This is a genomic window from Azoarcus sp. CIB, assembly GCF_001190925.1.
Lineage (GTDB): Bacteria > Pseudomonadota > Gammaproteobacteria > Burkholderiales > Rhodocyclaceae > Aromatoleum.
Genome location: NZ_CP011072.1, coordinates 730110 through 746840, shown reverse-complemented (window position 1 = coordinate 746840; position 16731 = coordinate 730110). Strand labels below are relative to the sequence as shown.

The window sequence follows — 16731 nt, the reverse complement described above, 5'->3', positions numbered from 1 at the left end:
CCCTGTTGTCCGTCAGAAAGTTATTGCGCACCGGTTTCCGCGACCAGTTCGGCGTCATCCTGTTGCCGCCGGGCGCCGTTGAAATCGATCTCTTCGAGCGGCGGATTGCCGTCGAACACGCGGTAGCGGCGCTGCTGCAGGTAGAAATCGCGCGCGTAGGCATACTTGTCCAGCGTGCCTTCGTCGAGCGTCTTGTCGATGCCGAGCAGGTTGGCGCGCGCATGCACGAGGCGCAGCGCCGTGAGGCTGTTGCGCGTCGGGACGTCCCTGATGCCCCACACGTCATCGCCGTACAGGTCGATCGGCAGGACCGCCGCGTCGCGGACGGTGCGCGGACCGAAGAACGGCACGACGAAATACGCCCCTTCGCCCACGCCCCACCAGCCCAGGGTCTGGCCGAAATCCTCGTCGTGCTTGGGCAGTTCGAGCTCGCTGGCGACGTCGAAGAAGCCGAGGATGCCGACCGTCGAGTTGATCGCGAAGCGTAGCAGGTCGCTCAGGCCATCCGCGAATTTGCCCTGCAACAGGTTGTTGCCGCCAATCCACACGTCGCCGACGTTGCCGAAGAAATTGCCGACGCCGGTACGCACGGGCAGCGGTGTGACCTTGTCGTAGGCCTTGGCAACGGGCTGGATCGCGGCCTCGTCCACCTTCTCGTTGAAGGTGAACATCGTGCGATTGTAGCTTTCGAGCGGATCGTCCGGATTGGCGACACGCGTCGTGCAACCGGCCAGCGCTAAGCAGGCGGCCGCGACGGCGAATGCCCTGACGAGCTTGGGGGAGGTCGTTTTTTTCATTATGGGATTCAGATCGCGCGCAACCGGTTCAGTTCGCGGGCGCCGACCCTTCGGCAGCCTTGTCGAACATGAACTGGCCGATGAGCTTCTCCAGCACGACCGCGGACTGGGTGATCTGCAACACGTCGCCGGTCTGCAGCATCGCCTCGTCACCGCCCGGCTCGAGCCCGACGTACTGCTCGCCGAGCAGGCCGGAGGTCAGGATGGTCGCGATCGTGTCGCGCGGGAACTGGTAACTCGCGTCGAGCGACAGGGCGACGACGGCGCGATAGGTCTTGGGATCGAAGCGGATTTCCTTGACCCGCCCCACGACCACCCCTGCGCTCTTGACCGGAGCCCTCGCCTTCAGGCCGCCGATGTTGTCGAACTGCCCGCTCACGACATAGGATTCCCCGCCGTTCGCCGCGCCCAGGTTGCCGACCTTGAACGCGAGGAATATCAGCGCGGCCATGCCGATGATGACGAAGAAACCGACCCACAGGTCGAGCGTTGTACGCCTCATGACTGCCCTCGGAACATAAGAGATGTAAGCACGAAATCGAGCGCCAGGATCGCCAGCGCGGAGGTCACGACGGTGCGGGTGATCGCACGCGACAGCCCCTCGGCGGTCGGCGTGCAGTCATAGCCCTCGAACACGGCGATCAGCGCGACCGTGGCGCCGAACACGAAGCTCTTGATCACGCCGTTCATGATATCGAAGCGAAAGTCCACGGCCGCCTGCATCTGCGACCAGAACGCGCCGTTATCGACGCCAATGAACACGACACCGATCAGCCAGCCGCCGAGCACGCCCATCGCGGAGAACAGCGCGGCCAGCAGCGGCATCGAGATCACGCCGCCCCAGAAGCGCGGCGCGACGACGCGGGCGATGGGATTGACCGCCATCATGTCCATCGCGTCGAGCTGCTCGGTGGTCTTCATCAGGCCGATCTCCGCGGTCACGGCAAGGCCGGCGCGGCTGGCGAAGAGGAGTCCGGCAACGACCGGACCGAGCTCGCGCGTCAGCGACAGCGACACGAGCACGCCGAGCGCATCGCCCGAACCGTAGCGCTGCAGCGTCTCATAGCCCTGCAGGCCCAGCACCATGCCGACGAAGAGACCTGAAACGATGATGATCAGCAGCGAGAGCACCCCGCTGAAGTAGATCTCGCGCACCGTCAGGTGGATGCGCGTCAGCGATTGCCCCGAATGGCGCAGCAACAGCATGAAGAAGCGCGCGGCGAAACCGATGCGCCACACGCCTTCGACCGCCGTCGCGCCGAGGCGACGGATGAAGTTCAGCAGGCCGTTCACGCGGCCCTCCCGCCGATGAGGCTTTCGTCCAGCGCTTCGGCCGGATAGTGGAAGGGCACGGGGCCGTCGGGCTCGGCGTGGATGAACTGGTACACCCAGGGATCCTTCGAGGCGCGCAGCTCGTCGGGCGTACCTTCCGCGACGATGCGGCCTTCGGAAACGAAATAGATGTAATCGACGATCTGCAGCGACTCCATGATGTCGTGCGTCACCATGATCGTCGTCGCACCGAGCGCGTCGTTGAGCTTGCGGATCAGCTGGCCGATGACGCCGAGCGAGATCGGGTCGAGGCCGGCGAAGGGCTCGTCGTACATGATCAGCATCGGATCGAGCGCGATCGCCCGCGCCAGCGCGACGCGGCGCGCCATGCCACCCGACAGTTCCGCCGGCATGAGGTCCGCCGCGCCGCGCAGCCCGACCGCATTGAGCTTCATCAGCACCATGTCGCGGATCAGGCTGAACGGCAGATCGGTGTGTTCGCGCAGCGGGAAGGCGACGTTGTCGAGCACCGACATGTCGGTGAAGAGCGCCCCGAACTGGAACAGCATGCCCATGCGCCGGCGCATCTCGTAGAGCTCGGCAGTATTCAGGGACGCGACATTGCGGCCGGCGACTTCGACGGTACCGGCGGTCGCACGCAGCTGCCCGCCTATCAGGCGCAACAGCGTGGTCTTGCCGCAACCGCTGCCGCCCATGATCGCGACGACCTTGCCCCGCGGCACCTTCAGGTCGACGCCGCGCAGGATCTCGCGCTCGCCATAGGCGAAGCGGACATCCTTCAGGCTCACCAGCAGATTGTCGGTTTCGGAAACCAAGTCGACGCCCCTTCAGGGATCTTCAAAGCCCGTTAGTTTAGCAGACAGGGCGGAAGCAGCAGCCATCGCCGCCAACCGGATGCGGACCGAATGCACGAACACACTGTTGCGCTGCGGAGGGCATCGAAGGGGCGCGCACCGGCGACAAAGTCCCTGCGGCTCACTTCCCCCGCAGCAGCCGCCCCTCCGCCTGATCGAGGTCGGCCGGCACACCCATCAGCACGACCACGTCGCCCGCCTGCATCAGGGTCTCGGCACTCGGCGCGAGGCCGCGGATGTTGCGCCGACGCACGGCCGACACGGTCACGCCGAACTCGTCGAGCGCCATCGCCCCCAGGGTGCGGCCGACCGCGTGCGCGCCGGCCGGCAAAGTCACCGGGTGCAGCCGCACCTGGCGCGACTCCGGGCCATCGGCCGCGTCGGAAGTGCCATGGAAGAAGCCACGCATGAGCGCGTAGCGCTGGTTGCGCACGTCACGGATGCGCCGCACGACGCGATTGAGCGGCACGCCAATGAGCGCAAGGGCGTGAGACGCAAGCATGATGCTGCCCTCGAAAGCCTCGGGCACGACTTCGGCGGCGCCGCCCTGCGACAGGCGGTCCATGTCCTTCTCGTCGGCGGCGCGCGTGACGACCGGCAGATCCGGCCGCAGTGCGAGCGCACGATGCAGCACGCGCAGCGCCGCCTCGACCTCGCCAAAGGCTATCACCAGCGCACTCGCGCGCATGATGCCGGCCGCCATCAGCGTCTCATGGCGCGAGGCGTCGCCGTAGACCACCGTGTCGCCGGCCGCCGCCGCCTCGCGCACACGCTCGGGATCGAGATCCAGCGCGACGTAGCTGACATCCTCCTGCTCGAGGAAGCGCGCCATGTACTGCCCGCTGCGCCCGTAGCCGCAGATGATGATGTGCTTGCTGGTGTTCATCGACTGCGCCGCGACGCGGGTTAGCTCCATCGAGCGCAACAACCATTCGGACGCGACGAAACGCAGCACGAGCCGGTCGCTCGCCTGCACGACCAGCGGCGCGAGCAGCATCGACACGACCAGCGCGGCGACCGTGGTCTGCAGCAGCGCGGGCGGCATCAGACCGAGACCGTCGATCTGCGACACCAGCACGAAGCCGAATTCGCCGCCCGCGCACAGCCACAAGCCGGTACGCAGCGCCGTCCCGGCGGAGGAGCCGAACGCACGCGAGGCGGCGAACACGATCGCGCACTTCACGACCAAGAGCGCCGCGACCATGCCCAGCACCGCGAACAGGTGGCTCGCGATCACATGGACGTCGAGGAACATGCCGACCGTGACAAAGAACAGCCCCAGCAGCACGTCCCGGAAAGGCTTGATGTCCTCCTCGACCTGGTAGCGAAACTCGGTCTCGGAAATCAGCATGCCGGCGAGAAAGGCACCAAGGGCGAGCGACAGACCGACCAACTGCGAGAGCCACGCCAACCCCAGCGTGATCAGCAGCACATTGAGCATGAAGAGTTCGCCCGAGCGGCGGCGCGCGACGATGGTGAACCATGCGCGCATCAGCCGCTGGCCGAAGCCGAGCACCAGGACCAGCAGAACGACAGCCTTCAGGGCCGCGATTCCAAGTGTTTCCGCCAGCGCCTCGGCTGGCTGCGAGAGCGCCGGGATCAGGATCAGCAGGGGCACGACAGCGATGTCCTGGAACAGCAGCACACCCATGGTCTCGCGCCCGTGCTTGCTGTCGAGCTCCATGCGGTCGGAAAGGAGTTTGGACAGGATCGCGGTCGACGACATCGCCAGCGTGCTGCCCAGCGCGAGGCCTACCCCCCAGCCGAGACCGAAGAGGTGCCCCACCGACATCACCAGCGCGATGCATCCGAGCACCTGGGCGGAGCCGAGCCCGAACACCGTCCGTTTCATCGCCAGCAGGCGCGGCAGCGAGAATTCGAGGCCGATCGAGAACATCAGGAACACGACGCCGAACTCGGCGAGATGGCTCGCACCTTCGGAGGCCGGCACCAGCTTCAGCGCGTGCGGCCCCACCGCCGCGCCAACCAGCAGGTAACCAAGCACGGGCGGCAGATTCAGGCTGCGGAAGATCGCCACCGTGACGACCGCCGCGGCCAGCAGGAGGAGAACCAACTCCAGGGTATTCGGCATGGGGCTCCGCGTTGTGCATCGGGTTCGGCGGACCCCGGTTCAGGTATACTCGTCCGCCTTGGTGCGCTGCAGCGTCGCCCGATTATCGACGACTCATGCCGCGCAGCGCCATCTATAAAAGAAAAGTGTAACCGCTCCGAACGCCATGAACCCACCCCTGCCCAAATCCGCGCGGGAAGCCGGCGCAGTCTCCCTCGCGCGGCGCGTGCTGCGCATCGAGGCCGATGCCGTCATCGCCCTCGCGGACCGTCTCGGTGCCGAATTCGAGCAGGCGGTGGACCTGATCCTGCAGCGCCGTGGGCGCGTCATCGTCACCGGCATCGGCAAGTCGGGCCACATCGGACGCAAGCTCGCGGCCACCCTCGCCAGCACCGGCACGCCGGCCTATTTCGTACACGCGGCGGAAGCCGCCCACGGCGACCTCGGGATGATCACGCCCGAAGACATCGTGATCGCGCTGTCGAACTCGGGCGCGAGCGAGGAAGTGCTCACCATCGTGCCGCTGGTCAAGCGCCAGGGCGCGAAGCTCATCTCGATCACCGGCCGGCCGGAATCGCCGCTCGCGCGCGAGGCCGACGTTCATCTGGATGCCGCGGTGGCTGAGGAAGCCTGTCCGCTGAATCTCGCGCCGACGGCGAGCACGACCGCGGCGCTCGCGCTCGGCGACGCCCTTGCGGTGGCGCTGCTCGACGCGCGCGGCTTCGGCGCGGACGATTTCGCGCGCTCGCATCCGGGCGGTAGCCTGGGCCGCCGCCTGCTGACCCACGTAAGCGACGTGATGCGCCCGAGCGAGGGCGTGCCGCAGGTGTCCGAAGACGCCTCGATGATGGCCGCGCTGATCGAGATGTCGCGCGGCGGCATGGGCATGACCGCCGTGGTCGCCGCCGACGGCCGTCCGATCGGCATCTTCACCGACGGCGACCTGCGCCGGGCGCTGGAACGCGGCTGCGACGCGCGCAGCGCGACGATTGCCGAGGTGATGACGCGCAACCCGCGCAGCATCGGCCCGGACGCGCTCGCCGCGGCGGCTGCGGAGGTAATGGAACGGCAGCGCATCAACCAACTGCTCGTCGTGGATCATCACGGCGCCCTCGCCGGGGCGTTGACGACCCACGACCTCATGCTGGCGAAGGTGATCTGATGCGCGCCACCCTGTCCGCGCACGACCTGTACCGCCTGACGCCCCAGCCGTGAAACCGTCCATCCAGCAACTCTACCCCCTCGCCGGCCTGATCATCGTGGCCGGTGCGTCGCTGTGGCTGGAGCGGGTCACCACTGACGACGAGGCCCGCCCGTCGTCGCGGACGCGCCAGGAACCGGACTTCGTCGCCGAACAGACGCGCCTCATCGCCTTCGACCGCACCGGTCGGCAGCACTACGAACTGCTCGCGGACAAGATCACGCACCACCCGCAGACGGATGCCACGACGCTCGAGCGCCCCCGCCTGCGCTACGAGGTCGACGGGCGCGAACTGCACCTCAGCTCGCAACAGGGCGAAGTGCTGCGCGAGGGCGAAGAGGTGCGCCTGGCCGGCGACGTGCGCGCGCGGCGCGAGGCGGCGCAGGACAGCCCCGAAATGACCCTCGCGTCCGCCTCGCTCACGATCTGGCCCGACGAGGAACGTGCCGCGACGTCCGACCCGGTCGCGATCACCCAGGGCGCGAGCACGGCCCACGCGAACGGCATGAAGTCCGACAACATCTTCGGCACACTGGAACTCATCGGCAACGCGCGCGTGCAAATCCCGCGCACCAACCGGAACTCACCATGATGCGCACTTCCCTTCCCGCCGCTCTCGTGCTCTCGCTCGGCCTGCTGTCGCAGCCCGCGCTCGCCGAACGCGCCGACCGTGAGCAGCCCGTCAACATCGAGGCCAACCGTGTCACCGTCGACGACCGCAACAAGGTCCACGTCTTCGAAGGCGATGTAGTCCTGACCCAGGGTACCCTGGTGATCAAGGGCGCAAAGCTGGTCGTGACTCAGGGTCCGGACGGCTTCCAGTCCGGCGTCGCGACCGGCAGCGAGAAACGGCTCGCGACCTTCCGCCAGAAACGCGAAGGCAGCAACGAGTACGTCGAGGGCGAGGCCGAGCGCATCGAGTACGACAGCCGCGCCGAACGGGCCCGCCTGTTCAACCAGGCCCACGTGAAGTCCGGCGCCGACGAAGTGCGCGGCCACTACATCGAGTACGACTCGCTGAGCGAAAACTATCTGGTCACCAACCAGCCCGGCAAGACCGAAACGCGCGCCACCGGCGACGGGCGCGTGCGCGCGGTGATCCAGCCCAAGAATTCCGGCACCGAGAAGACCAACTGACCGCTTCACCCTGCTACGGAGGAGACTGCATGGAGTACAGCAACATCATCGTCGAAACGCGCGGACGGGTCGGCCTGATCACGCTCAATCGTCCGAAGGCCATGAACGCCCTCAACGACCAGCTGATCGACGAGGTCGGCCACGCGCTCGACGGCTTCGAAAAGAACGAGGACATCGGCGCGATCGTCATCACCGGCTCGGAAAAGGCCTTCGCCGCAGGCGCCGACATCGGCGCGATGGCGAACTACTCGCACATGGACGCCTACAAGGGCGACTACATCACGCGCAACTGGGAGCGCTTGAAGAGCTGCCGCAAGCCGATCATCGCCGCGGTCGGAGGCTTTGCGCTGGGCGGCGGATGCGAACTGGCGATGATGTGCGACATGATCTTCGCCGCCGACACCGCGAAGTTCGGCCAGCCCGAGATCAAGCTGGGCGTCCTGCCCGGAGCCGGCGGCACGCAGCGCCTGCCGCGCGCGATCGGCAAGGCGAAGGCGATGGACATGTGCCTCACCTCCCGCATGATGGACGCCGCCGAGGCCGAACGTGCCGGCCTCGTCGCCCGCATCGTTCCCGCCGACCGCCTCGTCGACGAAGCGATCGAGGCCGCCACGATCATCGCCGGCTTCTCGCTGCCGGTCATCATGATGATCAAGGAATCGGTCAACCGCGCATTCGAAAGCAGCCTCACCGAAGGCCTGCTGTTCGAACGCCGCACCTTCCATTCGGCCTTCGGCCTGGAAGACCAGAAGGAAGGCATGACCGCCTTCGTCGAGAAGCGCAAGCCCGTCTTCAAGCATCGCTGATGCTTTTTGCGCCGCCGCAATCCTGCGGCGGCGCGCTCCCTCCGTAATTTTCATGTAATCTTCGCGGCGCATGCTGCGTAGCGGCATTGATGCCAATGGCACGGAGTCGCTGTCTGCCGCCCGGCATTTGTTTCATAATGAAACAAAGTAAAAACAGTTACATAGAACAGCCCAATGCGCGGGCACGATTTCCATAAATTTTATTGTGCGCCGCACAAAATAGCTTGACACGCAGTTGCGCGGACCTATAATCGAATCCATGTTGCGACGCACCACGCACTCCGGTCGTTGCGAAGCAAACCAAATCCAAACGTAACCTTCATCAGGAGATGAAAATGTTTGCAACTCCCGAGCAGTTCGCCGCCACCAACAAAGCCAACGTCGAAACCCTGCTGACCCTGGCCAACAACGCCTTCGCCAGCGCCGAGCGTTTCGCCGCCCTGAACCTGAACACCGCCCGTTCGATCCTCGAAGACGGCCTGGCCAACTCCAAGGCCCTGCTCGGCGCAAAGGACGCCCAGGAATTCCTGGGTCTGCAAGCCGCGCTGGTTCAGCCGCTGGTCGAGAAGGCCGTTGCCTACAACCGCAGCGTCTATGAAATCGCTTCGCAGGGTCAGGAAGAAGTCTCGAAGCTGGTCGAAGCCCAGGTCGCCGAGCTGAACAAGAGCGTGGCCGCCGCCCTCGACAAGGCTGCCAAGTCGGCTCCGGCCGGTTCGGACGTCGCCGTTGCCGCCGTCAAGTCGGCCATCGCCGCCGCCAACAGCGCCTACGACAGCGTCAGCAAGGCTGCCAAGCAGGTCGCCGAGATCGCCGAAGCGAACGTCGCTGCCGCGACCAACGCCACCGTCAAGGCCGTGAGCGCCACCGCCAAGACCGCGTCGAAGAAGGCTGCCTGATCGCCGTCTGAGCAAATCGACGCGCCAGCCCCGTCCGGGGCGGCGCGGCAACAAGAAGCCCCGCAGAGCGATCTGCGGGGCTTCTTGCTTTCAGGGCCGGATTCGCCGAGGCGGAAGGGTATGCTGCGGGCGCGAATTCGCCGCCTAGCCGGCGACCTTGGCACCCGGACCTGCGGCGCCCTCGACCACTTCTTCCTCTTCTTTCTGTTCTTCGATCGACAGGCTCAGCTCCGTGGCGGCAGAGGTCTTGGGCTGGCCGCGCTCGGCCTTCAGCTTGATCTGCAGGCGCAGCTCGTTGGTCGAGTCTGCGTTGCGGATGGCCTCCTCATAGCTGACGAAGCCGGCGTCGTACAGGTCGAACAATGCCTGATCGAAGGTACACATGCCCAGTTCGCGCGACTTGGCCATGATCTCCTTGATGGACTGGAACTGACCCTTGAAGATCATCTCAGCGATCGTCGGCGTGTTGAGCAGGATCTCGATCGCCGCCTTGCGTCCCTTTCCGTCTTCGGTGCGGATCAGGCGCTGCGACACGATCGCGCGCAGGTTCGACGACAGATCCATGAGCAGCTGGTTGCGCCGTTCCTCGGGGAAGAAATTCACGATCCGGTCGATCGTCTGGTTCGCGTTGTTCGCGTGCAGCGTGCCGAGACACAGGTGGCCGGTCTCGGCGAAGGCGATCGCGTGCTCCATCGTCTCGCGGTCGCGGATCTCGCCGATCAGGATCACGTCGGGTGCCTGGCGCAACGTGTTTTTCAGCGCATGTTCCCACGAGTGCGTGTCGACGCCGACCTCGCGGTGCGTGACGAGACACTGCTTGTTGCGATGGACGTATTCGACCGGATCCTCGACGGTGATGATGTGCCCCGGCCCGGTGCTGTTGCGGTGATCGATCATCGCCGCGAGCGTCGTCGACTTGCCTGAGCCGGTGCCACCCACGACCAGCACGAGGCCGCGCTTGGTCAGGATGATTTCCTTGAGCACTTCCGGCAGGCCGAGCTTGGCGAGCGACGGGATCTCGGACGCGATGGTGCGGATGACCATGCCGGCGTGCTGCTGCTGGACGAAGACGTTCACGCGGAAGCGGCACACGCCGGGGATGGAGATCGCGAAATTGCACTCCATCTCGGCCTCGAACTCGGCGCGTTGGCGATCATTCATCAGGCTCAGCGCCAGCGAGCGCGTGATGTCGGGCGTCAGCCGCTGCTGACTGAGCGCCTTCATCGTGCCATGCGCCTTTACGGTCGGCGGGAAATCCACCGAGATGAACAGGTCGGACCCGTCCATCTGGTGCATCGCGTTGAGCAGCCTGTGCATGTAGCTGCGGGCTTCTTCTATGCCCAGGGCGGACGACATAAGGGATCCTTCAGGGAGCGGCCCGGCGCGAACGCGCCGGACTGCCGGATTCAACCACGGAAAACGGAATTTTAGGACATCCCCGGCGAAACCGGATGCAGCGCCGCGAGCCGATCGGGCCGCGGCTCAGGAAGCCGGCACGACCGGCACGTCGGCCGGCAGGGCGATCTCGTAGTACGAGCGCTCGCGCGTGAGACGACCGCCCAAGCTGCTGATACGCCGTCGCACGACATCGAAGCGGCTGTCCTCGAAACGGGCATGCTCCCTGCAGACACCGGGATAGGCCTTGCACTCGCTGGTGATGCGGATCAGCAACTCCGCCCCGCTGGCCAAGGTCTCGACGACGATGGAGCCGCCCTTTCCGCCCGGACCGGCGGGACATTCCGTACACGCCTGCAGCAGGTTCATCAGCACTTCGTTGAGGTAGTCGGGAATCACCGAGACCGCGGGCAGATCGGCGCCGGCCCTGAATTCGAGACGGATCGACCGGAAACGCCGGTCGAAGCCGAGGAAATCGAGGATCGACTTGACCATCATGTTGATATCGACGAGTTCGCGCGATTCGCGCCGCGCCGCGGCGAATTCCGAGATCTGGCGCGTCATCCCGGCGATGCGGCGGGTCTGCTCGAGAATCAGCGCCGGCTGGCAGGTGTCGCACCCGTTGCGCTGCTTGTTCAGCTGGATCTCCTGCGCGAGCATCGAGATCGTCGCCAGCGGATTGCCGACCTCGTGGGAGACGTTCGCGGCCATCGTCGCGAGGGCGGCCATCTTCTCGTGATGCCAGCGCTCTTCGCGTTCCGCCGCGCGCTCCTGCGCCGCCGCCTGCGCGTCGATGATGCGCTGGCCGATACGCACGATTGCCCACAGGGCGCCATAGAGCACGACCAAGGTACCTCCCACGATCAGCAGGAAGACTTCCGAGCTCGCGCCCACCTTGGCCTCGTTTTCGGCCAGAGTCCGCTCCAGCACCTCCTGGTTCGCGTGCGCCAGTCCGCCCAGTTCGGCCGAAACCGACTGGATGTGCTCGAGGAAGGACGTGACGTCGGAATAGATCTCGAACACGCCCACGACACGCTCGCTGCCGCGCTCGCGCACGGGAATGTAGCTCGAAATCAGGTCGCGGTTCTCGACCACGCCCTCGAAGGCGCTGAAACGTTCGCGATGGGTCATCTCGCTGGCCGGCACGCCGGCCGCCGCATTCTTCCAGCCCTGGTTGTCCGCCTTGTCCTCGCCGATTTGCGCATGCTCCGACGAGTAGACCGTAATGCCGCGCAGGTCGAAGACCTTGATCTTGAACACGCTGCTCGCCTGCATCGTCTCGTAGGCCTTGGCGTCGAGCTCGGCGAAGCCCGGCAGCGCCATGATCGTGCGGCCCAGCTCCGCAAAGCATGCGCGCCGCGGATCGGGCCCGCCCGCCGCGGGCGGGGGCAGGCTGCGGCAGGGGGCAGCGGAAATGGCCTGCGCACGCGCGGCGAAGGGCGCGATGTAGGAGTCCCACAGCACGTTGCCGGCCACCCGCGTGAGCGTGACGTGGCTGGCCTCGTGCAGGGAGAGCAGGCTCGCGCGCGCGGCCTGGTCCTGCTTCGCGGCCAGATCAGTCTGCGCACGAGCGAAGAAGTCGCCCTGCGCGCGCTGGACCTGGGCGAAAAACGTGATCTCGCCGCGTTGCAGGAAATACAGCACGACAGCGACGATCACGAACGCGACGAGGCTCGCGAGCGTGAAATAGCGCATCAGGCGGAAATGTCCGACGGATTCGCGCGCCTGCGGCTCCGCCGCCTGCGGCGTAAGCCTGCCACGACGATCCATCATCTGCATTCCTTCCGCCCCTTCCATTCCACGCTCCGCGCCCCAGGGGCGGCTTGCGGGACGACCGAAGCCGCCCGGTTCACTCCACCTCTTCGACTTCGCCCGGAACGGCACCGGCCGCATCGCGCCCGCTGCGGTAGTGGTGCGGGAACAGGCGGCGCATCTCGCCTTCGATCCATGCCGCAGAGCGCCGATTGACCTCGGCGGCATCCAGGCCCGTCGGATCGATCACGGGGCCGATGCTGACGGTGATCTCGCCCGGATACTTGAGGAAGGCGTCGCGGCCCCAGAACTCCCCGGCATTATGCGCCACGGGCACGACGGGGACACCCGCCTGCTGCGCGAGCGCGGCCCCGCCTGCCTTGTAGCGACGCTTGACGCCGGGTGCTGTACGGGTGCCCTCCGGGAACACCGCGACCCAGTAGCCTTCCGACAGGCGGGCCCGACCCTGCTCGACGACCTGGGCGAGCGCGTCCTTGCCAGCGGCGCGGTCGATCGCAATGCCGGGAATAGCCGCAAGACCCCAGCCGAAGAACGGCACCTTGAGGAGTTCGCGTTTCAGCACAAAGCACAGCGGCGGGAAGATCACCTGCAGGGCCATCGTCTCCCACGCCGACTGGTGCTTGGAGAGGATCACGGACGGCACGGTGGGGATGTTCTCGCGCCCGATGACCTTGTAGCGGATGCCCAGGATGCGCGGAATGAACCACATCATCAGCGGCGCCCAGGCCGTGACGATGCGGTGGCGCGTGCGCGGCGACAGGGGATAGGCGAGGATGCCGAACAACGCGAACGGCGGCGTGAAGATCGCCAGGACGATGGCGAACAGCAGGGAGCGCAGGACGACCACGGTATCCTTCAGGCGGTGAGATCGGCGACCACGGCCGCGAGATCGGAGTAGATGAGCGTGCCTTCAGGCAGCGCGGGATCGTCGCGGGTCTTCATGCCCTTGCCGGTGAGGACCAGATAGGGCTTGCAGCCGACCGCGACGCCGGCCTGCAGGTCGCGCAGGCTGTCGCCGACCACGGGCACGCGGTCGAGATTCACGTTGAAGCGCTCGGCGATCTGCAGGAACAGACCGGGCTTGGGCTTGCGGCAGTCGCAGGTGGAGTCGGCCGGATGCGGGCAGAAGAAGATCGCGTCGAGCCGGCCGCCGGCCTGGGCGAGGCTCTTCACCATCTTCTCGTTGATCGCGTTGAGGGTGTCCATGCCGAAGAGCCCGCGCCCGACGCCCGACTGGTTGGACGCGACGACGACCCGCCAGCCCCACTGGTTGAGGCGTGCAATTGCTTCGAGCGAGCCCGGGATCGGCTTCCATTCCTCGGGCGACTTGATGAACTGATCGGAGTCGTAGTTGATGACGCCGTCGCGGTCCAGGATGATCAGTTTCTGCGGCATGAACAGTCCCCGTCAGGCGGACAGGCGCGACAGGTCGGCGACCTGATTCATCAGGCCCGCGAGCTGACGCAGCAGCGCGAGGCGGTTCTGTCGCGTCATCGGTTCCTCGGCCATCACCATGACCTCGTCGAAGAAGGTGTCGACCGCCGCGCGCAGGCCCGCGAGCACGCACAGTGCGTCGGTGTAGTCCTCATTGCCCATGTGCGAACGCACCAGCGGCGCGACCTCGACGACGCGGTGGAACAGCGCCTTTTCGGCCTCTTCCTGCAGCAGCGCAACCTCAGGCTCGGGCAGTTCGCCTTCGACCTTCTTGAGGATGTTGACGATGCGCTTGTTCGCGGCAGCGAGCGCCTCGGCTTCGGGCAGGGCGCGGAAGGTGCGCACGGCGTCGAGCTTGGCGGGAACGAGGTCCATGCGCGTCGGGCGCAGCGCGAGCACGGCGTCGACGACGTCGACCGCGTGGCCGGCGTCGCGCAGCAGGTTCTTCAGTCGCTCGAACATGAAGTCGAGGAGCTGCACCTCGAAGCCGGCCGCGGTCAGCAGGCCCGGCTTGAAGCCGGCGGCCGCTTCGGAGACCAGTTCGGCCAGATCGAGCGGCAGCGGCGCTTCGATCAGGATGCGCAGCACGCCCAGCGCGGCGCGGCGCAGGCCGAAGGGATCCTTGTCGCCAGTCGGCACCTGGCCGATACCGAAGAAGCCGACCAGCGCGTCGAGCTTGTCGGCGAGCGCAACCGCGCAAGCGACGTTGCCCTCGGGCAGCGCATCGCCGGCGAAACGCGGCTGGTAGTGCGACTGGATCGCGTCGGCGACGACTTCGCCTTCGCCGTCGTTGAGCGCGTAGTAGCGCCCCATGATGCCCTGCAGTTCGGGGAACTCGCCGACCATGTCGGTGACGAGGTCGGCCTTGGCGAGGCGGGCCGCACGTGCGGCCGCCTTGGCGTCGCCGTGCAGCTTGCCGGCGATGGCACTCGCGAGACGTTCGAGGCGCTCGACGCGCTCGAGCTGGCTGCCGAGCTTGTTGTGATAGACGACCGGACCGAGACGCGGCAGGCGGCTGTCGAGGGTGTGCTTGCGGTCCTGCTCGAAGAAGAAGCGCGCGTCCGACAGGCGCGGGCGCACGACGCGCTGGTTGCCCTTGATGATGTTGGAGGCGTCCTCGAGGCGCATGTTCGACACGATCAGGAAGCGGTTGCGCAGCTTGCCGGCCGCATCGAAGAGCGGGAAGTACTTCTGGTTCGCGCGCATCGTCAGGATCAGGCATTCCTGCGGCACGGCGAGGAATTCAGCTTCGAATTCGCCGACGTAGACGGTCGGATGCTCGACCAGCGCGGTGACTTCATCGAGGAGGTCGGCGTACTCGCCCAGGCTGGCGCCCTCACGGGCGGCAGAAGCGAGAAGCTGGCGCTCGATCTCGGCGCGGCGCTCCGCGAAGTCGGGCATCACCTTGCCTTCGGCGAGCAGCGTCGGCTCGTAGGCGTCGGCGGTCGCGAGCGCGATGTCACCGCGGCTCATGAAACGGTGGCCGCGCGTGACGCGGTCGGAGTCGAGGTCGAGGACGCGGCCCGGCACGACACGCTCGCCGTGCAGCATCGAGAGCTTGTGCACGGGACGCACGAACTGCGCATCGCCCGCGCCCCAGCGCATCAGCTTGGGGATCGGCAACGCCTTGACGGCGTCCTGGACGATCCCGGCGAGCACGGCGTCGAGCGCGGCGCCGTCTTCGTTACGGGTGTAGAACAGCGCTTCGGCCTTGCCGTCCATGCGGCGCTCGAAGCTCGCGACGGCCTCCGGTGCGATGCCCTTGGCTTCGAGCTTCTTCAGCAGCGCGGGGGTCGGGCGGCCTTCGGCGTCGAGCGCGACCTGCACCGGCATGATCTTTTCGGTGACTTCACGGGCCGGGGCGGCGGAGCGCACCTGCGGCACGGTAATCGCGAGGCGGCGCGGGGCGGCGAACCAGCGGAAGCCGCGGTCCTCGGCGACGAGGTCGCGCGCCTTGAGGCCGTCGAAGATCTTCGCGGCAAAGGTTTCGCCCAGGCGCGGCAGGGCCTTGGGCGGGAGTTCTTCGGTGAGCAGTTCGACGAGCAGGGAGGCGTTCATCATGCAGCCTCCGTCTTGTTTGCAGCGTTGTTGAGCATCGGGAAGCCCAGGCTCTCGCGGGAGTCGTAGTAGGCCTGCGCGACTGCGCGCGACAGGTTGCGGATGCGGCCGATGTAGGCGGCGCGCTCGGTGACCGAGATGGCACCGCGGGCGTCGAGCATGTTGAAGCTGTGCGCGGCCTTCAGCACCATCTCGTAGGCGGGCAGCGCGAGGCCGATTTCGATCAGGCGCTTGGCTTCGGATTCGCAGTTGCCGAACAGCGAGAAGAAGAACTCGACGTTGGCGTGCTCGAAGTTGTAGGTCGACTGTTCGACTTCGTTCTGGTGGAAGACGTCGCCGTAGGTGACCTTTGAGCCGTCCGGATAGACCGCCCAGACGAGGTCATAGACGTTCTCGACCCCTTGCAGGTACATCGCGAGACGCTCGAGGCCGTAGGTGATCTCGCCCAGCACGGGCTTGCAGTCGAGGCCGCCGACCTGCTGGAAGTAGGTGAACTGCGTGACTTCCATGCCGTCGAGCCACACTTCCCAGCCGAGTCCCCAGGCGCCGAGCGTGGGGTTTTCCCAGTCGTCCTCGACGAAACGGATGTCGTGCGCGTTGGTGTCGATGCCGAGCGCGCGCAGCGAGTCGAGGTAGAGCTCCTGGATGTTCAGCGGCGAGGGCTTGAGCACGACCTGGAACTGGTAGTAGTGCTGCAGGCGGTTGGGGTTCTCGCCGTAGCGGCCGTCCTTGGGGCGGCGCGAGGGCTGCACGTAGGCGGCGTTCCACGGCTCGGGGCCGATCGCGCGCAGGAAGGTCGCGGTGTGCGAGGTGCCGGCACCGACTTCGAGGTCGTAGGGCTGCAGCAGCACGCAGCCGCGATCGCCCCAGAATTGCTGGAGCGTCAGGATGACTTGCTGGAAGGTGGGTTTGTGCAGGGACATGGTCTCTCGACAGCAGTAGGCGACGACAAGGGCGCCGCGCAGCGGACGCAAAGAGTGGATTTTAATGGCATTCCGGCGACAGGGCGAAGTTCC

Annotated in this window: 16 protein-coding genes; 5 read left to right on the top strand and 11 right to left on the bottom strand. The window is 66.4% G+C overall.

All coding sequences use genetic code 11. The features are described from left to right. Nucleotides 1-20: 20 nt before the first annotated feature. From AzCIB_RS03220 to AzCIB_RS03200, 5 genes are all read right to left on the bottom strand, one after another. Complete coding sequence (locus AzCIB_RS03220; RefSeq protein ID WP_050414564.1) at nucleotides 21-797, bottom strand: MlaA family lipoprotein; 777 nt, start codon at nucleotides 795-797, stop codon at nucleotides 21-23. A 28-nt stretch (nucleotides 798-825) separates the two neighbouring features. After that, nucleotides 826-1299: an outer membrane lipid asymmetry maintenance protein MlaD gene (mlaD, locus tag AzCIB_RS03215; protein ID WP_050414563.1), complete on the bottom strand. Its 474-nt coding sequence runs from the start codon at nucleotides 1297-1299 to the stop codon at nucleotides 826-828. Next, entirely contained in the window at nucleotides 1296-2090 is a 795-nt protein-coding gene (mlaE, locus tag AzCIB_RS03210) for a lipid asymmetry maintenance ABC transporter permease subunit MlaE (RefSeq protein WP_050414562.1), read from the bottom strand. The genes mlaD and mlaE overlap by 4 nt, the downstream gene beginning before the upstream one ends. Next, a complete protein-coding gene (locus AzCIB_RS03205) occupies nucleotides 2087-2905 on the bottom strand; it encodes an ABC transporter ATP-binding protein (RefSeq protein WP_050414561.1) in 819 nt (272 codons plus the stop codon). Before AzCIB_RS03205 ends, mlaE begins: the two co-directional genes overlap by 4 nt. Nucleotides 2906-3065: 160 nt before the next feature. After that, nucleotides 3066-5036, bottom strand: coding sequence for a monovalent cation:proton antiporter family protein (locus AzCIB_RS03200; protein ID WP_050414560.1), 1971 nt, complete (start codon nucleotides 5034-5036; stop codon nucleotides 3066-3068). Nucleotides 5037-5181: 145 nt separating this feature from the next. On the opposite strand from AzCIB_RS03200, the gene AzCIB_RS03195 reads away from it, so the two are divergent. The 5 genes from AzCIB_RS03195 to AzCIB_RS03175 all read left to right on the top strand — a co-directional run bounded on the left by AzCIB_RS03195 (nucleotide 5182) and on the right by AzCIB_RS03175 (nucleotide 9055). Beyond that, a complete protein-coding gene (locus AzCIB_RS03195) occupies nucleotides 5182-6177 on the top strand; it encodes a KpsF/GutQ family sugar-phosphate isomerase (protein WP_050414559.1) in 996 nt (331 codons plus the stop codon). Between the two features lie 49 nt (nucleotides 6178-6226). Beyond that, nucleotides 6227-6808 (top strand): LPS export ABC transporter periplasmic protein LptC, encoded by a 582-nt coding sequence (gene lptC / locus AzCIB_RS03190; protein ID WP_050414558.1) that lies wholly within the window; start codon nucleotides 6227-6229, stop codon nucleotides 6806-6808. Continuing rightward, complete coding sequence (gene lptA, locus AzCIB_RS03185) at nucleotides 6808-7353, top strand: lipopolysaccharide transport periplasmic protein LptA (RefSeq protein ID WP_050418187.1); 546 nt, start codon at nucleotides 6808-6810, stop codon at nucleotides 7351-7353. The genes lptC and lptA overlap by 1 nt, the downstream gene beginning before the upstream one ends. 29 nt (nucleotides 7354-7382) lie before the next feature. Beyond that, the gene (locus AzCIB_RS03180; RefSeq protein WP_050414557.1) at nucleotides 7383-8159 is read left to right on the top strand and encodes an enoyl-CoA hydratase; all 777 of its coding nucleotides are present in this window, start codon (nucleotides 7383-7385) and stop codon (nucleotides 8157-8159) included. A gap of 329 nt (nucleotides 8160-8488) precedes the next feature. Further along, entirely contained in the window at nucleotides 8489-9055 is a 567-nt protein-coding gene (locus tag AzCIB_RS03175) for a phasin family protein (protein WP_050414556.1), read from the top strand. Between the two features lie 144 nt (nucleotides 9056-9199). Here the strand turns inward: AzCIB_RS03175 and AzCIB_RS03170 are convergent, their stop codons facing one another. From AzCIB_RS03170 to glyQ, 6 genes are all read right to left on the bottom strand, one after another. Further along, on the bottom strand, nucleotides 9200-10411 hold the full coding sequence (locus AzCIB_RS03170; RefSeq protein WP_050414555.1) for a PilT/PilU family type 4a pilus ATPase: 1212 nt from the start codon (nucleotides 10409-10411) through the stop codon (nucleotides 9200-9202). 126 nt (nucleotides 10412-10537) lie between these two features. After that, nucleotides 10538-12223 carry a sensor histidine kinase gene (locus tag AzCIB_RS03165; RefSeq protein WP_232299344.1) on the bottom strand — a complete coding sequence of 562 codons (1686 nt, stop codon included), beginning with the start codon at nucleotides 12221-12223 and terminating at the stop codon, nucleotides 10538-10540. A 76-nt stretch (nucleotides 12224-12299) separates the two neighbouring features. Then, nucleotides 12300-13070, bottom strand: coding sequence for a lysophospholipid acyltransferase family protein (locus AzCIB_RS03160; protein ID WP_050414553.1), 771 nt, complete (start codon nucleotides 13068-13070; stop codon nucleotides 12300-12302). A gap of 8 nt (nucleotides 13071-13078) precedes the next feature. Further along, nucleotides 13079-13618, bottom strand: coding sequence for a D-glycero-beta-D-manno-heptose 1,7-bisphosphate 7-phosphatase (gene gmhB, locus AzCIB_RS03155; protein ID WP_050414552.1), 540 nt, complete (start codon nucleotides 13616-13618; stop codon nucleotides 13079-13081). Between the two features lie 12 nt (nucleotides 13619-13630). Next, a complete protein-coding gene (gene glyS, locus AzCIB_RS03150) occupies nucleotides 13631-15718 on the bottom strand; it encodes a glycine--tRNA ligase subunit beta (protein ID WP_050414551.1) in 2088 nt (695 codons plus the stop codon). Then, nucleotides 15715-16638 (bottom strand): glycine--tRNA ligase subunit alpha, encoded by a 924-nt coding sequence (glyQ, locus tag AzCIB_RS03145; protein ID WP_050414550.1) that lies wholly within the window; start codon nucleotides 16636-16638, stop codon nucleotides 15715-15717. Before glyQ ends, glyS begins: the two co-directional genes overlap by 4 nt. Between the last annotated feature and the right edge of the window lie 93 nt (nucleotides 16639-16731).